Source organism: Paenibacillus sp. GCM10027628, assembly GCF_042676385.1.
In the GTDB taxonomy this organism is placed as follows: Bacteria; Bacillota; Bacilli; order Paenibacillales; family NBRC-103111; genus Paenibacillus_E.
In genome coordinates this window covers 435,398-451,961 of the sequence record NZ_JBHTHA010000002.1, presented here as the reverse complement: position 1 = coordinate 451,961, position 16,564 = coordinate 435,398, and the positions used below count along the sequence as shown (strand labels likewise).

Sequence of the window (16,564 nt, the reverse complement as noted above, 5' to 3'; positions counted from 1 at the left end):
TAAGGATGCATGTTTATATCTACTGGGGGGATATTCGATGGCTGATTCGGAAAAAGAACCGGAAGAAAGAGTCATGAAAAACGTTTACGAATTATTCGACAACAAGGATCGCAGACATATTTTTATTATTATTGCCTACTTGGTTTCACTCATGTTAATCTGTACGATTTGCTTATTCCCAAGGGTCAGTATGTGGTTAACAGGCCTGTTATTTTCACAAGATTCTGTCGGAATGAATGCGCTTCATTATTATTTTTTTAATGTCTGCTGCGCTGGAGTGCTTGGCAGTGCCATGTTTGGTCTTAGAAAACTGTATGCCAAATTAACGAATCCGATCGGGAAAAATAATCTCGAATTATCGGACGCCTTCCGTATTCGGCTTTGGTTTTCGACATTTTATTATAAGCCGTGGATGGGCGGAGCTTTGGCGATTATGACGCTGTCTATGCTGAATGCCGGATTTATTTCATTGTCGGATAGCTCAACGTCGCAAGCGGTAGCGACGAATACGCAAGCGTTGTATTTTCAAATCAGTTTTGGTTTTTTAGTAGGGTTTGGCTCCAATGAAGTAATTAAGAAAGTCGACCAAATCATTTCGCTTACGTTCCAATCGACGAAAGACAAAGGGATATCCTCTTAATAGGAGGATGAATGAATTACTGACTGCTTCTGTCAGTAATTATTGTTTATACTATTGACAGGAGGTGAATCGAGTGGTCAAAAAGTCCGGTGAACTCCCCATTCTATTGTTTAATGACACTCACGCACTCGAGCAATGGCTCGACAGTCATCATGATTCTTCGCCCGGAATCCGATTGCAAATCGCGAAAAAAAATTCCGGCATCGATTCTGTTTCCTATGATGAAGCGCTCGAAAGTGCGTTATGTTTTGGCTGGGTTGACAGCCGTAAGGAGGCGTTCGATGAACAAACATGGCTTCAACGATTTACCCCGCGAGGAGCCAAAAGCATCTGGTCGAAAATCAATAAAGAAAAAGCGGAGAAGCTTATCGCAAATGGAAAAATGAGAACTTCTGGATTCAAGGCGATTGAAGCTGCCAAACAGAACGGCCTATGGGATAAAGCCTATGAATCGCAAAGCGTTGCCTCTGTTCCCGAAGATTTCGCTATGGAACTGGAGCTTCACGTCAAGGCGAAAGCATTCTATGAGCAGTTGGACAGACAAAATAAGTATGCGATCCTGTTCAGAATCCATAATGCCAAGAAGCAAGAAACCCGAGAAAAACGAATCCGGCAATTTGTCGTGATGCTGGAGAATGGCGAAAAAATTTACCCCTAAACGGAAGGATGGTTCCTTCCATAACAGAAAGGTATCGGAAAGGGTATGTCCAAAGCTGACAACATGTTGACGATCTTATGGCTGCTCAGGTCGGGCAAAAGAATGACCGCCCAGCAGCTCGCGGATAAGCTGGAGATTCATATTCGTACGGTATACCGATGTATCGACTCGTTGTGTGCGAGCGGGGTCCCTATCATTGCCGATTCAGGGCCGAACGGTGGCTACCAAATTCTGGGCCGTTTCGCGGAATCCCCGCTACTGTTTGATATGGATGAACAGAAAGCGCTCGTACACGCTTCAACGTTCGCCCAGGAGGCAGGCTATCCGTTCGAGGATGCGCTTAGCCGCGCGGTCGATAAGTTAAAGCGCTATACGAATGAAGAGCAGCTCGATCACATTGAGCGGCATATCGCGGGGCTGTCCGTGATTCACCCGCCGGTCGAAGGGAAGCAGCGGGACTTGCTTCGGGTTTTGGAGGAGGCGGCAGCGGAGTGCAAGTCCGTGGAGATGGAGTACGCGAATGGCACTAGCGGAGTTCCCAGCGTACGCATATTTGATCCATACGGCATTGTTTATTGGAAAGGAAGCTGGTATGTCGTCGGCTTTTGCTGCCTTCGCCAGGAATTGCGCAGCTTCAGGACGGACCGTATTGTAAGCTTGGCGCCGACCGAGCGTCAATTCGAGCGCCCGGACGCTTTTTCCGCTAAAGATTTTCTGCTGCGGAATTTGCTTCCGGACTCTCTCGATGCAGAATCACTCATCGAGGTAAAAATACAAGGGCATGAACAAGCGCTGGATCTCTTATGCCAACATTGGTTGTTTAGCCACGCGCTTGTAGTACGCATAGACGGACAAGCTATGTTCAGGCTTGGCCTTTCATCTTTGCAGTCTTATGTACCTTACTACCTTCTTCCTTACGGAAAATCGCTGACCATACTCGAGCCGGACATTCTTGTCGAAAAGCTGGCGGAAGTCAGTGCCGGAATCGCGGCGCACTACGAATCGATGAAATTAGCGGCAATAACTCAAAGCAATAATGACTGACCGTAAATGTCAGCAATCCCTCTATATAATAGGCTATGAAAGAAAATTACATTTTCGGAGGGATCGTGCGTGTTTACTAGCATCAATGATTTCGTGCAAGAGTTTGAAATGGAATCCGCCATTACCGAACGGGTTCTGGACGCATTGACAGACGAATCGCTGCAACAAATCGTCTCGGACAATCAGCGTAAGCTTGGACAGATTGCTTGGCATCTCGTAACCTCGATTAACTTCATGACCTATCTGGGATTATCCTACGATGAGCCTTTAGCGGAAGCGGATGCTCCTGCAACGGCTGCCAGGATTGCAAGTGAATACCGTCGTGTTGGAAAAGCTATGCTGCGTGCCGTGAGAAGCCAGTGGACCGATGATACGCTTCGTCAGATTGTCTATGTGGGCGGTGAGGATTGGCAGAATGGCGCATCATTGCGTTTTTCGTTGCGGCATGAAATTCATCACCGCGGTCAGATGACAGTACTGATGCGTCAAGCGGGTATAAGAGTTCCCAATGTTCTGGGGCCGACGCGCGAAGATTGGATAGAGAAGGGAATCGAACCTTATGCTTGATCATAGCTGAATAAAACCGTGAATGCTAATGAACCGCCTTATCTTAAGGTGGTTTTTTTTATTGCAGTTCACGATGATTATTAAATAGTGTGGCACATATATTAAGGGGACTGATAAAAATTCTTTTTAAGCCCAATTAATGATTTATTATGTACAATAAATAATTAATAGTGTACACTAAATAACAAATGGAACACACTAATTAAGGCAGCGAAGGAGAATTCAAAATGACAATTGGTGTTGGGATAAGCGGTATGGGCAGAATAGGCAGACTGCTCATCAGAAAAATATGCTCCGATAAACAGCAAGCGTTTCGGTTGGTCGCAATGAATAGCATCTACCCGGTTGAAACCATTGCACACCTTTTAAAATATGATACCGTTCACGGAAGATGGGATGCCGACATCTCCATTCGGGATGGAAAGCTGATTATTAATGGTATAGAAATACAAGTTACTTTTGAAAGAGATCCTGCGCAGCTCCCATGGAGAGAACTTGGCGTTCAACTGGTTGTGGATGCGACTGGCAAGTTTAACGACAGAGAAGGAGCGGAGAAACATATTTCTGCAGGGGCAAAGCAAGTTCTGATTACCGCGCCAGGCAAAGATATGGACCTTACCGTAGTGATGGGAATCAATGACCATCAGTATGATCCTGAGAAACATCGGTTGTTATCTGCAGCTTCCTGCACCACGAACTGTTTATCGCCGACATTGCATATTTTGGACCAAGCTTTTGGCGTCCAAGCCGGTTGGATGACGACGGTGCACGCCTTTACTTCCGATCAGAATCATATGGACAACCCGCATAAAGATTTGCGCAGAGCCCGGGCATGCACGGAGTCAATTGTTCCAACAACGACAGGCGTAGGGAAAGCGCTTGCGGATGTGCTTCCGCATCTGGCTCCACATATTCAAGGACTTTCGCTGCGCGTTCCGACACAGGATGTATCACTGGTTGATTTAACCGTAAAGGTGTCTCGTTCTCCAGTCAGCCTGGATCAAGTCAAGTCCGTGTTCAAGTCGGCATCCGAAGGAAAGCTGGCCGGGTATGTCGGTTATACGGATGAACCACTCGTATCTGCCGACTACATCGGTTGCTCCAATTCTGCTGTGATTGACGGACCTTCAATTATGGTCATGGGAGATCAGATTAAAGTATTGGCTTGGTACGACAATGAATGGGGTTACACGAATCGTGTATCCGAACTGGTACAACTTATGGCGGAAAGGGTGAAACAAGGATGGAAAACGCATCAGCTTGTTTAGAACTGGGAGTCATTTTGTGTAAGCACTGTCAGACCACACTTGGAACGCTCGACACGGAAAAAGTGACAACTTTTTACTCAGATTGCCTAGAGCAAGAATGCTTGGAAACGCGAAAGGATGAAATCAGCAATGAAGGTTAACGCAGAACTTGTTAAAGAAGGAAGCACTCATTTTCAATTATCCGTATCCCAATTAACTGAATTGGCGCTAGAGCGTAAGGAAGGGGTGCTTTCATCCACTGGAGCTCTCCAAGTATTCACTGGCGCATATACCGGCCGCTCGCCTAAAGATAAATTTATCGTCAAGGAACCGTCCGTTTTGGACAAAGTGGAATGGGGATCTGTGAACCAACCCATCTCAAGCCAGCAGTTCGATTTGTTGTATCAGAAGGCTCAGGACTACATGGCGGAAAAAGAGCTGTTCGTATTCGACGGGTTTGCAGGAGCCGACGATGCTTATAAGTTGCCTATTCGGGTCGTTAATGAATACGCGTGGCATAATCTATTCGTCAAGCAGCTGTTCATCCGCCCGACGGAAGAAGAATTGAAGAGCCATAAAGCTGAATTTACCGTCATCGCGCTTCCCGGCTTAAAAGCTGACCCCGCTCTTCACGGTACGAACTCGGAGACGTTCATTTGCCTATCTTTCGAGAAAAAGATCGTACTTATCGGAGGCACGGAATATGCGGGAGAGATGAAAAAATCGATTTTCAGCGTATTGAATTACTTGCTGCCGTTAAAAGGCGCCCTCCCCATGCACTGCTCGGCCAATGTAGGTAAGGATGGTGACGTAGCGTTGTTCTTCGGTCTTTCGGGAACGGGGAAAACGACGCTTTCCGCCGACCCGAACCGCCGATTAATCGGAGATGACGAGCATGGCTGGACCGATCACGGCGTGTACAATTTTGAAGGCGGCTGTTATGCCAAATGTGCGAACCTCTCTCAAGAAAAAGAGCCGCAAATTTGGCAGGCCATCGGGTACGGTTCAGTCTTGGAAAATGTTGTGCTTGATCCTAAGACGGGCTTAGCGGATTACCAGGATACAAGCATTACGGAAAACACGCGTGCAGCTTATCCTATTGAGGCGATTTCTGGCGCGATGATTCCGGGAACGGCCGGTCATCCGGGCGTCATCATTTTCTTAACGGCAGATGCCTTCGGCGTATTGCCGCCGATCTCGAAGCTGACGAAAGAACAAGCGATGTATCACTTCTTGTCCGGATATACCTCCAAACTTGCGGGAACGGAGAGAGGGGTTACGGAGCCGGAGGCGACCTTCTCTTCCTGCTTCGGCGCGCCGTTCCTTCCGCTTCCGCCAACCGTCTACGCACAATTGCTCGGTCAGAAAATTGATGAGCATGGAGTGAAAGTTTACCTCGTCAACACCGGTTGGACTGGGGGGCCTGTCGGCGTAGGTAAACGGATGCAGTTAGCTTATACGCGGGCGATGGTGACTGCGGCTTTGAATGGTACGATTGAAGGCGCTGATTTCAAGGCTGATCCCATATTTGGACTTATGTGCCCTGATTCTGTTGAAGGCGTACCTAGCGAAGTTCTGCAGCCGCGAAATACGTGGCAGGATCCGGAAGCTTATGAGGTAGCAGCGTTGGATCTGGCCAACCGTTTCATCCGAAACTTCAAGAAATTCACAAATGTTGACGAACAAGTGAAAATGGCTGGACCACGTTTGGATAAATAATCATGAAAAGCATGCTGCCGCGGCAGCATGCTTTTTTGCCATAGTCATGATTTGAGGCGAGTTTCGCAAGAGAGAACAAGAGGCGCTAATAGCGAACTAGTTTGACGCAAAATAAATGAAAAATGATCAAAAACGAGCTCGAAAGAACAAAAGTCTATAATTAGAGAACTCTTTTCGTTATATATGGAATCTTGTTCTCAATGCGATCTTTGGCGGTTGAATCACACATTTTTAGAGTCACTTGAGTGTCTTATTAGAGAACATTGGGCGCTTTATTTGAGAGGGAGAGTTATTGGGCTGAGATAAAGACCGGATTAGGCTTTCAGATATAAGCATGTGTGGGTTCCCAATTCCTCTCCTTGCTCAAATGTATGAGCCCAGACTGTATTCATTTTCCGCTATTTTCCGGTATAATACTTGTAACCGCTATCATTAAAGTGAGGGGAATCATGAAGACTTATTGGATTGCTCTACTGCTTTTGCTGACATGTTCGCTTACGGCTTGTCAATCTAAATCGTCAACGTTGATGCCTTTGCAGGGGTCCAACACAACCAAGCCGCAAGCACTTACGTGGATTCATCATTTTGACGAAGAGGGCGCAAGGAAATGGTTGGACACCGGAACGCAGTTGTTTGCGAAGAAGCATCCGGAGTATAGTTTCGGGCTGATGGGCGTTGACGGCGGAACCTATATGAGTCTGCTTCGTACCCGTGCCATATCGGACAATATGCCGGATATCTATATGCTGGATTCGATCGACTATGCGAAGGATCTGATCCATTCGGGATTTGCGATGGATTTAACCGGTCAGCCGTTTCTATCGCAAATCGATGAGAAATATTTGAACGGTGTGAAAACGGCAGACGGGAAAATATGGGCCTTGCCGATTGATGTGAACGGCGTTGGCGTCATTTATAATAAGGACGCATTTGCCAAAGCGGGCATCCGCGCGGTACCGACGACTTGGCCTGCTTTTCTGGAAGCTTGCGCCAAGTTACGAAACGCGGGCATCGTCCCGATTGCAGCCGGATACAAGGATAGCTGGACGCTTTTATGGGACATCGCCGGCGATCTCATGGCGAACCAGTTTGTCAGCGGGGAGAATTGGATTTCCAACGTAGAGACGGGCAAAACTTCTTTTGCAAACGATCAGGTCCATTTCAAGGATGTTTTGAAGCGTTTCGGAGAGCGGCTAGCTTATATCAATGACAAGCCGTTCGAAACGGATTGGAATCAGGCGCAGCAGATGCTTGCAGAAGGTAAAGCGGGGATGATCCTGAACGGAACATGGACGGTGGATGGGGTGAAATCGAAAAATCCGGCTGCTAATCTCGGACTATTCGCTTTTCCGTATTCCGATAATCCGGAAGACGCCAAATTTGGGTTGAAATCAACCGGCGGTATCGTGATCAACCCCAAATCTCCGCATAAAGAAGCAGCGCTTCAAATGCTGGAGCTGTTCGCTTCGCAGGAAATGGGCAATGTGTTCCAAAAGGACAAAAAAGCGCTATCCGTCATTAAGGGCTTGCCGACCGATTTTGATCCCACATACGTCGAATTGGATCAGCAATATATAAAGACCGATAAGGTCTACGATTGGTCTCCATACACGAGCGATTTTACAAATCAGGATCTTCTTAGAACATATGTGGATGCTCTCACAAAATTTGTAATCGATAAAACTCACAATGTGGATCGATGTATCGAAGAGCTGGATCAAGCTTTTGACCGGATTCGGAAACGGGCGTAATGACAAGTAAACAAGGAGCGTTCAGTCATGCCGATTAGCCCATGGAAAATAAGTCGGATCAAAGATTACCGCATTAGGACGAAAATTTTACTTTCCAATATGATTCTTATCTTGTTTATTACGGCCACAATCGGCGGAGCCGCCATCTATGCATCCATTCAATTCATCGAGTCCAATACGAAGGATCTCGCCATGCAGGTCATTCATCAAGTTTCCGATAATATTGAGAACCGGGCGAAAGAAGTGTTCACTTCATCGGTCTATGTCATGAGCGACAGCGCGATCCGGCAAATCGTATCGGAGAAAGGCGAAGCGGTTACCGCTGAGAATTATCCGGCGTTTCGCAGCCGTATGGAGTTTCTGCTTGCTCAATACGGGAATGGCAACCCTTATATGAATTCGATTTTCATTCAAACGAAGGGGGGACGTGTCTATTGGTGGGAAAATAAAAAAGGGCTTAATCATGCGTATGACCAAAACACCGTCTATGAGATTACGAATCAAGCATCCGCTTATTTGGAAAAGCACGGAATCAGTAAAGGATGGACGCCCTCTTTTCGGCAAAATAAAGAAGTGTTTCTTGTTCGTGATTTCAGCGATGTTAACCAAATTGATCATAGCTTAGGTACGATTATCTTTAGTATCGATTCGGGTTACTTCTCGTCTTTAAATACCAACAGTTCAATCATACAGCCTAATAATATGGCCATTCTTAATCAAATCAACGAGCTGCTTGCAGGCGGAGGAACCGAGGAAACGGATGATCTTATCACCAGAAGCCTTTCAAATAGTTTTCAAGACGGCCGTTCCTCGATGGCATCCGTAGAAAATGTCAGAGCAGGCGGTTATCTGCTCATTCAAGAACGTACAGCAACCCTAGGCTGGCGGGTACTTTGTTTTATTCCAATGTCCAATTTGCTTTCGGATACGCGTGTATTAGTGATGGTTATTGTCCTTGTCTCGCTGTTAGCCATTTTGATTTCAACTGGGATTGCGGTTCTGCTCTCCAACTCGACTACAAGGAATATTAAATTGTTGGAGCAGACGATGCGTAAAGTGGAGGACGGTAACTTTGACGTTCGCATTGCCCCGCTGGGCAGGGATGAAATCGGCAGTTTATCGGTAAGATTTAATTTCATGGTCGCCCGGATCAACGACTTGATCAATACCGTTTACAAAGAGCGGATTGCCAAGCAGCAGGCTGAATTTACAGTGTTGATGAGCCAAATTAACCCGCATTTTCTTTACAATACTTTGGGTACTGTCAAATGGTATGCCCATATGCACGAACAGCCTGAAATCGAGCGCATGATGACAGCGGTCATCGACTTGTTGAAGTACTCGGTCCGCCGCGTCGGGGAGTTCCATCGCTTGGATCAGGAATTGAACCATTTGAAGAACTATATCTTTATTCAAAAAATCGGATATGGCGAAGCTTTCCAGATAAATTACGAAGTTGACGATACGGTTCTAGGCAGTGAAGTGCCCTACTTTATCCTTCAACCGCTTGTGGAAAATGCCATTCTTCATGGTATTGAAATGTCCAAAGGAAGCGGGGTCATTACCCTCCGAGCCTATAAAGAAGATCACCGGCTAGTGATCATTGTCGAGGATAACGGGGTCGGCATGGACGATCGACAAATTACCCGAATTCTGAACGGCGAAGATCGGAAAGAAGCCATGCCCGGGGTGACGAGCATAGGTATTCGCAATGTGAACGAACGGATTCACTTGTATTACGGGGAAAGTTATGGACTCAGCTACGAAAGTGTTCCTGGGCAATGGACGAAGGCGATTTTGCGATTGCCGTATAAGCCTATGCCTAATCTTACGAAGTGAGTTTTCTGAGGAAAACTCAGCTTATGCATACGATGCCAGTTTTGCAAACGCAAAACTTTTAGGAGGAACGGATATGTTGAACGCGATGATTGTAGAGGATAACGCCATTTACCGTTATGCCATTAAATCCATAATCCGTTGGGAAGACTACGGCTTCCAGATTGTTAGCGAGGCGCTGAACGGCTGCCACGCGCTGGACTTGCTTCAGCACACTCACGTGGATTTGATCGTAACCGACATTACGATGCCGGAAATGAACGGGATTGACCTCATTCAGAACGTGAAACGAACCGACCCTGGCATTAAAATTGTCGCGCTCAGTTCGTATGATGATTTTCGTTTTGTGAAAGAAGCATTGAAGCTTGGCGCGGAGGACTATTTGTTAAAACATGATCTGGAACCTGCGGCGATCAAGCAGCTTCTCCAGCAGATGAAAGCGCAGATTTCGGCCGATCAGGAACGGAAGAAAAAAGAAACGATTCTGGCTTCCAGTCTGCAAGAGATGAGGTGGATAGTAGGCCGGAAGCTGCTTTTCGGAGAATGGAAGGATGCAATAGAGATGGAGGACCAGGCCGCTGCCGTTCAATTCCCTGTTCATAACGAACTTTGCGTGGTGATGTTGGCGGAAGGTAAACTGACAGCCGAGGAGAGGCGCAGCGACAATGATCGGCGGTGTGTGATCGTACCGATTTCGGAGCGTAGAACGGCTGTTATCTACTCTTTTCCCGATGAGAAGAGCGAGCGGAAATGTACGGAGGAAACGCAATCCATTGTATCAGAGCTGTTTGCCCGGGTTAAGCAGCGGGGTGGGACCTTGACGGTAGGTACGAGTTCCATTGGTTCAGGTTTGAAGGATTTGGCGGATCTGTACAGCCAGGCAGAGGGGGCTTTGCATTACGCCGTTTACGAAGGACCGGGAAATGTGTATACGTATTCTTCCATCCCTTCATTAGGAATGTCCTCAGCGGAAAGCGCGGCGAACGCTCCGTCATTGGAGACTTTAATTACAACGATGAAAAACGGCCACAGGCCGGATGTGGAGAAGCAAATCGAAGCATTATTTCAAAAATTGAGCGAGTGCCGGCCTGAATTTACAGAACTTCGGCAGCTGCTTATTGATTTATATTCACTGCTCAAGGCGCTCGCCTTGGAAAAAAACAAGCATTCCGGCCGGATGGAGCAATGGAACAAGGAATTGCATGAAGCTATTGAAACGTTGCAACCGCTGGTTCGAATCAGGCAATTGTTTCTGGAAATGGTCTCCGAAGTAATGGGGAGCGTGGGGGAACGTGCGACGTTCCGCAGAGAAATTCAACTGGCGATTGAATATATGCATGATCATTATGCGGAAGATGTAACCGTCGTTCAACTCGCCGATTTGCTAAACTTAAGTACGAATTACTTATCGAATATATTTAAAAATGAGACCGGTATGCGAATCGTTGAATATATGAACCGCTGCCGGATTCAGAAGGCCAAACAACTGCTCCGCAATTCTACTTTGAAGGTGTACGAAGTCGCAGAACGTACCGGTTTCCAGGAGACTTCCTATTTTTGCAAGGTATTTAAAGAGGTGGAGGGAATGACGGTCAAGGAATTCAGGTCAACAATGAAAGACAGCTATACTTGAAAATAGGGTGAAATGAAGCGGATAGTGCTATATCGGGTTGATTGGTGATCATACTTCTTTGATGGCCGCTGGTTGCGCATAAAAAGGACCTCTGGCTTCCTCATTAGAACAATTGTTCTCTAATAGAGACCCGCGGGGCGCAATTTCCGAGCTGGTTGCCTATGAATGAGAGGATAGAGAACAAAGGTCCATATTTAACGAACAAAGTTCTTAACATATGGACCTTTGTTCTCTGGAGCTATGATTTGACCGCTTCGCCATTCATTTAGCGTCAAATTGTGTTACTATTAACGACCCTGGTTCGTTATTCTGGCTATCAGCAGGGAGCGTAGCAACCATGTGATTCCTTCTCCGAAACTCGTCATCGGAAGATCCGATCGCAGGCAATATTGACGTTGACTCAGGGCTGCTTGATTTGCAAAATTAAAGCGGATTTTCCGCATAAGATAAGGACCTGAGGCACAGCCAGCCTCAGGTCCTTATCTTATGAAAACGTCAGAGGCTGTCCGTTGAGCCTTGAGAGCCTTGCTTATTCCTTCGCCCCGATGCGGGCGAGCTTCTTGCGTACGATCGGAGCAACCTTGGTGCCGAGCAGCTCGATAGCATGCAAGACTTCACGGTGCGGCATCGTGCCGACATTGACATGCAGGAAAAAACGGGTGACTCCCAAATTTTTGCGCAGTAGGAGAATCTTTTCCGCAACATATTCGGGATCGCCGACATAAAGGGCACCCCGTAGACTGCGCGCGGCATCATAAGTTGCGCGGGTGTAATTCTGCCCCCAACCTCGCTCGCGCCCAATTACATTCATTTGGGCCTGCGTTGAAGGGAAGAATAGATCGGCAGCCTGCTCGGTTGTTTCTCCGACAAATCCGTGCGAGTGCGTCGCAATCGACAGATTGTCAGGATCGTGTCCGGCCCGCGCGGCAGCCTCCTTATAGAGCTTGACCAAAGGAGCAAAACTTTCCGGCATTCCGCCGATGATGGCGAATGCGATCGGAAGTCCTAGCATGCCTGCCCGGATAGCCGATTGTGCAGTCCCGCCGCTTGCAATCCACACCGGGAGCGGGTTCTGAACGGACCGTGGATAGACACCGAGATTATGGATGGCAGGACGATGACGGCCGCTCCAAGTCACCTTCTCTGAAGATCTGATAGCTAGCAGCAGTTCAAGCTTTTCGTCGAACAATTCATCATAATCATCCAGGCTGTAGCCAAAAAGAGGAAAAGATTCAATGAACGAACCCCGGCCCGCCATAATTTCAGCACGGCCATTAGAGATGCCGTCAAGGGTGGAGAAAGCTTGATACACTCGTACAGGGTCGTCTGAGGACAGCACAGTAACGGCACTTGTGAGCCTTATGTGCTTGGTCATGGCAGCAGCTGCTGCCAGAACAACCGCGGGCGAGGTCCCTGCGTAATCGGCCCGATGGTGCTCCCCGATTCCATAGACATCCAGACCGACCTGATCGGCGAGCACGATCTCCTCAACCGCATTCCGCAATCGCTCGGCATGGCTGATAACCGCTCCTGTCACCGGGTCGGGCGTAGTTTCCAAAAATGTGCTGATTCCTATTTCCATGTTTGTTACCTGATCGGCCATTTTGATTCTCCTCCTTCGTTACTTCCAGTTTACTCATTTTTTTACGGTTTCTCAAATTTAGTAAGTTAGCGTGGGGCGATAATCTATGTGATGGCCGTGCCACTCCTGTGGCAAATAAATAAACTAGATTAACGCATGAAACGGAGGAGGGAGATTAGTGACAAATCGGAAACGAACACCGTCATTTCATTTCGCATATGTGACAAATTTTAACGATGATACTATTTCGGTGATTGATACTCGGACAAGAAAGGTCAAGGCTACAATCAAGACCGGTAGAGGACCTTTTGAAATCGCTGTCACACCCGATGGGAAGTATGCTTATGTCGTCAATAAACTCGACAATACCACGCAAGTCATCAATAGGAAAACGAATACAATTATCCGCACGATCCAGGTCGGGAACAGTCCGTCCGATGTAGGTACTTCGCAAAAGTTCGTCTACGTTACGAATGCGGCCGACAACACGGTTTCAGTTATAAGTATAAAGAAAAAAAAGATCATTGATACGATAATGGTCGGCAACAATCCCGTAGGTGTTACTATTATGCCTAAGAAACCAGGTAGAAGAACTTTAGGATATGTAAGCAATAACGACAGCAATACGATTTCTGTTATTGAAGTGAAACGCAATAGGGTGATTGACATTATCCCCGCTGGAGCGGGTCCGGATCAAATTGCCTTCACGAGAAATGGCAAATTTGCTTATGTGACCACGGATAATAATGTTTTGGTCATAGGTACTCATAGCGGAAAAATCAAGGATATGATCCAAGTCGGCAGTATGCCGGTAGGTGTAGCCATAACCCCTAACAACAAATTTGCCTATGTTGGCAATGAAGGAGATAACACAGTTTCAGTCATTAAGTTAAAAAAGAACATCGTGATCGCTACCGTTCCTGTGGGGAAGAGACCCGGGATCGTGGCCATTACACAAGATGGCAAATATGCGTATGTGGCTAATTTTGGAGAAAATACAGTATCTGTTATAAGAATCAAAGATAATAAGGTCATTGACACGATAACAGTTGGAAATGCAGCCTCGGGGCTGGCCATTATCCCTGTTTAACCGGACTATTGGAGCTAACCGCAAGGTGGCTCCTTCTTTGTTAGGCAAGAAGCATTAGCAGAGCTGTCCCAGAATTTTTCCATTGACTTCGATAAAGGTTAAAAGTTATTATTACAGTGTCGTTACTTAAACGTTTAGGTACTTAAACGATTCAGTAAAATTTAAAGGGGGAATATGAATGTCCAAACGTTTGTTGATTACCTCAGTTATTGCTGCTCTTTTCAGCTTTTCATTTCTCGCCGGTTGTGGGAAGAGTGATCATTTGCCGACCCAACCCGAGCAAGGTCAAGCAGATCAAGACAACAAAAAGCAAGGAGGGGCTAAACCGGAGGCTGGGGCTCAGTTGCTCGTTTGGGAGTCAAAAGGTCCTGAATTGGATTATTTGAAAGCGATCTCAGCAAGCTTTGAAAAAGAATATGGCGTTAAAGTGAAGGTAGAAGCTGTTCCTGCGATAGACTCTGTAAAAAAACTTACGACAGACGGCCCTGCCGGGATTGGGGCTGATGTATTCTCAGCACCTCACGATCAATTAGGCAATGCCGTTATGGCAGGACTTGTTTTACAGAACGATCTGTTTAACGAAGGCAAGAAAAATGAATTTATGTCTGCGGCAATTGAAGGGGTCAGCTATAAAGGAGATTTGTATGGGTTTCCTACAGCCATTGACACCTACGCGCTATTTTACAATAAAAAGCTGATGGAAAAAGCACCGAAAACTTACGAAGAAATCATCAAGTTTGCTGAAGGCTATAACGATCCAAAGAGTAAAAAGTACGCCTTCATGTGGGATGTAGGCCAGTTGTATCAATCCTATTCGTTCCTTGCCGGTTACGGTGGATATGTATTTGGTAAGAATGGTACGGATGCAACCGATATTGGCCTGAATAGTACAAAAGCGATTGAAGGGGCGAAGTTCTTCCAATCGTTAAAGAAAATACTTCCGTTAAACGTAAATGACATCAACGATAATATTATTACTGGCTTCTTCCAAGAAGGAAAAACGGCAGCCGTCATCAATGGACCCTGGTTAATGTCGAGCTTGTCAAAGGTGAATTTTGAGTATGGGGTCGCTCCACTTCCTCTTTTACCTAATGGAGAACATCCAAAAAGTTTTTCGGGAATTAGAGCGTTGTATGTAAACTCGTACACCAAATACCCGATTGCTGCGAAATTGTTTGCCAGTTATGCAACAAGTAAAGAGAATTTAATGAACCGGTATAAAATGACGACCCAGCTGCCTCCTAGGAAAGACATTATGAATGATCCGATCATTACGAAGGACGCTAATGCATCTGCTTTCCTGGAACAAGCGAATTATTCGACACCTATGCCGTCAATTCCAGAAATGGGTAATGTTTGGGTGCCCGCAGGAGCAGCGCTTGCTTCCATTTGGAACGACAACCAAGACCCGACGACTGTTCTAAATAACGCGGTAGAACAAATCAAGACAGCAATGAAGACTAAGAAATAAGGCGGTCTACGTATGGATCTGAAACATAGCGTTCTTCGACATCGAACAAAAGCCGCTATCTGCTCTACTATTTTTATGGGTCTAGGTCAACTGTATAACAAGCAATATCTAAAAGGCTTAATATTCATCATCCTGGCTCAATGGTTATTTTGGATTTATTACCCAATTGCTTATAAAGGTATTATGGGATTTATTACTTTAGGTCATGTACCAACCCAAATCATCAATGGGAAAGTGGTCCAAGGCGATCACTCCATCTTTATGTTAATCAACGGTCTGATTACAATTGTGGTTATACTTTTGTACTTAGGCTTCTACGTAATCAACATTTATGATGCCCATAAAAATGGGGGGCTTAGGGATGCAGGAGGTAATCCCCCAGGCTTCAAGGACTCTATAAGAAAAGCGAAATTTAGACATTTCCCTTATTTACTATTGATGCCTGCAACTTTTTTCGTACTCTTTGTTACGATTATACCGCTCGTTTTTAATGTTTTGATTGCTTTTACGAACTATTCGGCTCCTGCCCATATTCCTGATCGAGCTTTAGTGAATTGGGTGGGTCTACGAACATTTTATGATTTAATTGCACAAAAGGCATGGAGATCTACGTTCCTAGGCATCTCCGTATGGAATTTAGTATGGGCCGTAGCTTCCAGCACTTCTGTATTTTTTAGCGGGTTAATTTTGGCGATGATGCTGAACCACCCTAAGATCAAATTCAAAAGATTTTGGCGAACCGTCTTTATTTTGCCATGGGCAGTCCCGCAATTCATTTCTATACTGGTTTTCAGGGTATTATTAAATGGTTCGTTTGGCCCAATTAATGATGTAATCGGTAAATTTGGATTTTCACCGGTACCTTGGCTATCCGATCCGACGATGGCAAAATGTTCGATTATCCTTGTTAATTTGTGGTTTTCTACGCCTTTTCTTATGGCGTTGATGTCGGGGGTTTTAACGACAATGCCGCACGACCTTTACGAAGCTGCTGAAGTAGATGGTGCCTCAGGCAAACAAAAGTTTTTCAAGATTACTCTTCCGCTTGTCCTGCAGGCTACCGCACCCATATTAATCATGCAATTTGCCTTTAATTTCAATAACTTCAATTTAATTTATCTGCTTACGGACGGTAAACCGGATAGTCCATCCTATTATTATGCAGGAAGCACGGATATTCTCATCTCGTGGATCTTTAAGATGACGCTTAATCAAAGTCAATTTAACATGGCTTCTGCAGTGTCCGTCATTATGTTTATATTTATTGCGATTTTTTCTTTATGGAATTATAAGCGGATGAAGTCAGTCTAGAAGAGGATTTGGTCT

General features: G+C 46.0%; 13 protein-coding genes. 12 read left to right on the top strand and 1 reads right to left on the bottom strand.

The genetic code is table 11. From position 1 onward, the window contains the following. Positions 1–37: 37 nt before the first annotated feature. From ACFQZT_RS03195 to ACFQZT_RS03150, 9 genes are all read left to right on the top strand, one after another. On the top strand, positions 38–640 hold the full coding sequence (locus ACFQZT_RS03195) for a hypothetical protein (RefSeq protein ID WP_379296459.1): 603 nt from the start codon (positions 38–40) through the stop codon (positions 638–640). Positions 641–713: 73 nt separating this feature from the next. Then, entirely contained in the window at positions 714–1,298 is a 585-nt protein-coding gene (locus ACFQZT_RS03190) for a YdeI/OmpD-associated family protein (RefSeq protein ID WP_379296457.1), read from the top strand. Positions 1,299–1,343: 45 nt separating this feature from the next. Then, a complete protein-coding gene (locus ACFQZT_RS03185; protein WP_379296455.1) occupies positions 1,344–2,342 on the top strand; it encodes a helix-turn-helix transcriptional regulator in 999 nt (332 codons plus the stop codon). Between the two features lie 69 nt (positions 2,343–2,411). Beyond that, positions 2,412–2,909, top strand: coding sequence for a DinB family protein (locus ACFQZT_RS03180; RefSeq protein WP_379296453.1), 498 nt, complete (start codon positions 2,412–2,414; stop codon positions 2,907–2,909). A gap of 227 nt (positions 2,910–3,136) precedes the next feature. Then, complete coding sequence (gap, locus tag ACFQZT_RS03175; protein WP_379296451.1) at positions 3,137–4,177, top strand: type I glyceraldehyde-3-phosphate dehydrogenase; 1,041 nt, start codon at positions 3,137–3,139, stop codon at positions 4,175–4,177. 129 nt (positions 4,178–4,306) lie between these two features. Further along, on the top strand, positions 4,307–5,875 hold the full coding sequence (pckA, locus tag ACFQZT_RS03165) for a phosphoenolpyruvate carboxykinase (ATP) (protein WP_379296447.1): 1,569 nt from the start codon (positions 4,307–4,309) through the stop codon (positions 5,873–5,875). 449 nt (positions 5,876–6,324) lie between these two features. Further along, positions 6,325–7,626, top strand: coding sequence for an ABC transporter substrate-binding protein (locus ACFQZT_RS03160; protein ID WP_379296445.1), 1,302 nt, complete (start codon positions 6,325–6,327; stop codon positions 7,624–7,626). 27 nt (positions 7,627–7,653) lie between these two features. Then, positions 7,654–9,465, top strand: coding sequence for a sensor histidine kinase (locus ACFQZT_RS03155; protein WP_379296443.1), 1,812 nt, complete (start codon positions 7,654–7,656; stop codon positions 9,463–9,465). A 73-nt stretch (positions 9,466–9,538) separates the two neighbouring features. Beyond that, the gene (locus ACFQZT_RS03150) at positions 9,539–11,095 is read left to right on the top strand and encodes a response regulator transcription factor (RefSeq protein ID WP_379296441.1); all 1,557 of its coding nucleotides are present in this window, start codon (positions 9,539–9,541) and stop codon (positions 11,093–11,095) included. A gap of 529 nt (positions 11,096–11,624) precedes the next feature. Here the strand turns inward: ACFQZT_RS03150 and ACFQZT_RS03145 are convergent. Then, on the bottom strand, positions 11,625–12,677 hold the full coding sequence (locus ACFQZT_RS03145) for an LLM class flavin-dependent oxidoreductase (protein ID WP_379297934.1): 1,053 nt from the start codon (positions 12,675–12,677) through the stop codon (positions 11,625–11,627). Between the two features lie 178 nt (positions 12,678–12,855). Here ACFQZT_RS03145 and ACFQZT_RS03140 point away from each other — a divergent pair, with 178 nt between their 5' ends. From ACFQZT_RS03140 to ACFQZT_RS03130, 3 genes are all read left to right on the top strand, one after another. Beyond that, on the top strand, positions 12,856–13,767 hold the full coding sequence (locus ACFQZT_RS03140) for a YVTN family beta-propeller repeat protein (RefSeq protein ID WP_379296439.1): 912 nt from the start codon (positions 12,856–12,858) through the stop codon (positions 13,765–13,767). Positions 13,768–13,945: 178 nt separating this feature from the next. After that, positions 13,946–15,238 carry a sugar ABC transporter substrate-binding protein gene (locus ACFQZT_RS03135; RefSeq protein WP_379296437.1) on the top strand — a complete coding sequence of 431 codons (1,293 nt, stop codon included), beginning with the start codon at positions 13,946–13,948 and terminating at the stop codon, positions 15,236–15,238. Between the two features lie 12 nt (positions 15,239–15,250). Continuing rightward, the gene (locus ACFQZT_RS03130) at positions 15,251–16,549 is read left to right on the top strand and encodes a sugar ABC transporter permease (RefSeq protein WP_379296435.1); all 1,299 of its coding nucleotides are present in this window, start codon (positions 15,251–15,253) and stop codon (positions 16,547–16,549) included. The last annotated feature ends 15 nt before the right edge of the window (positions 16,550–16,564 follow it).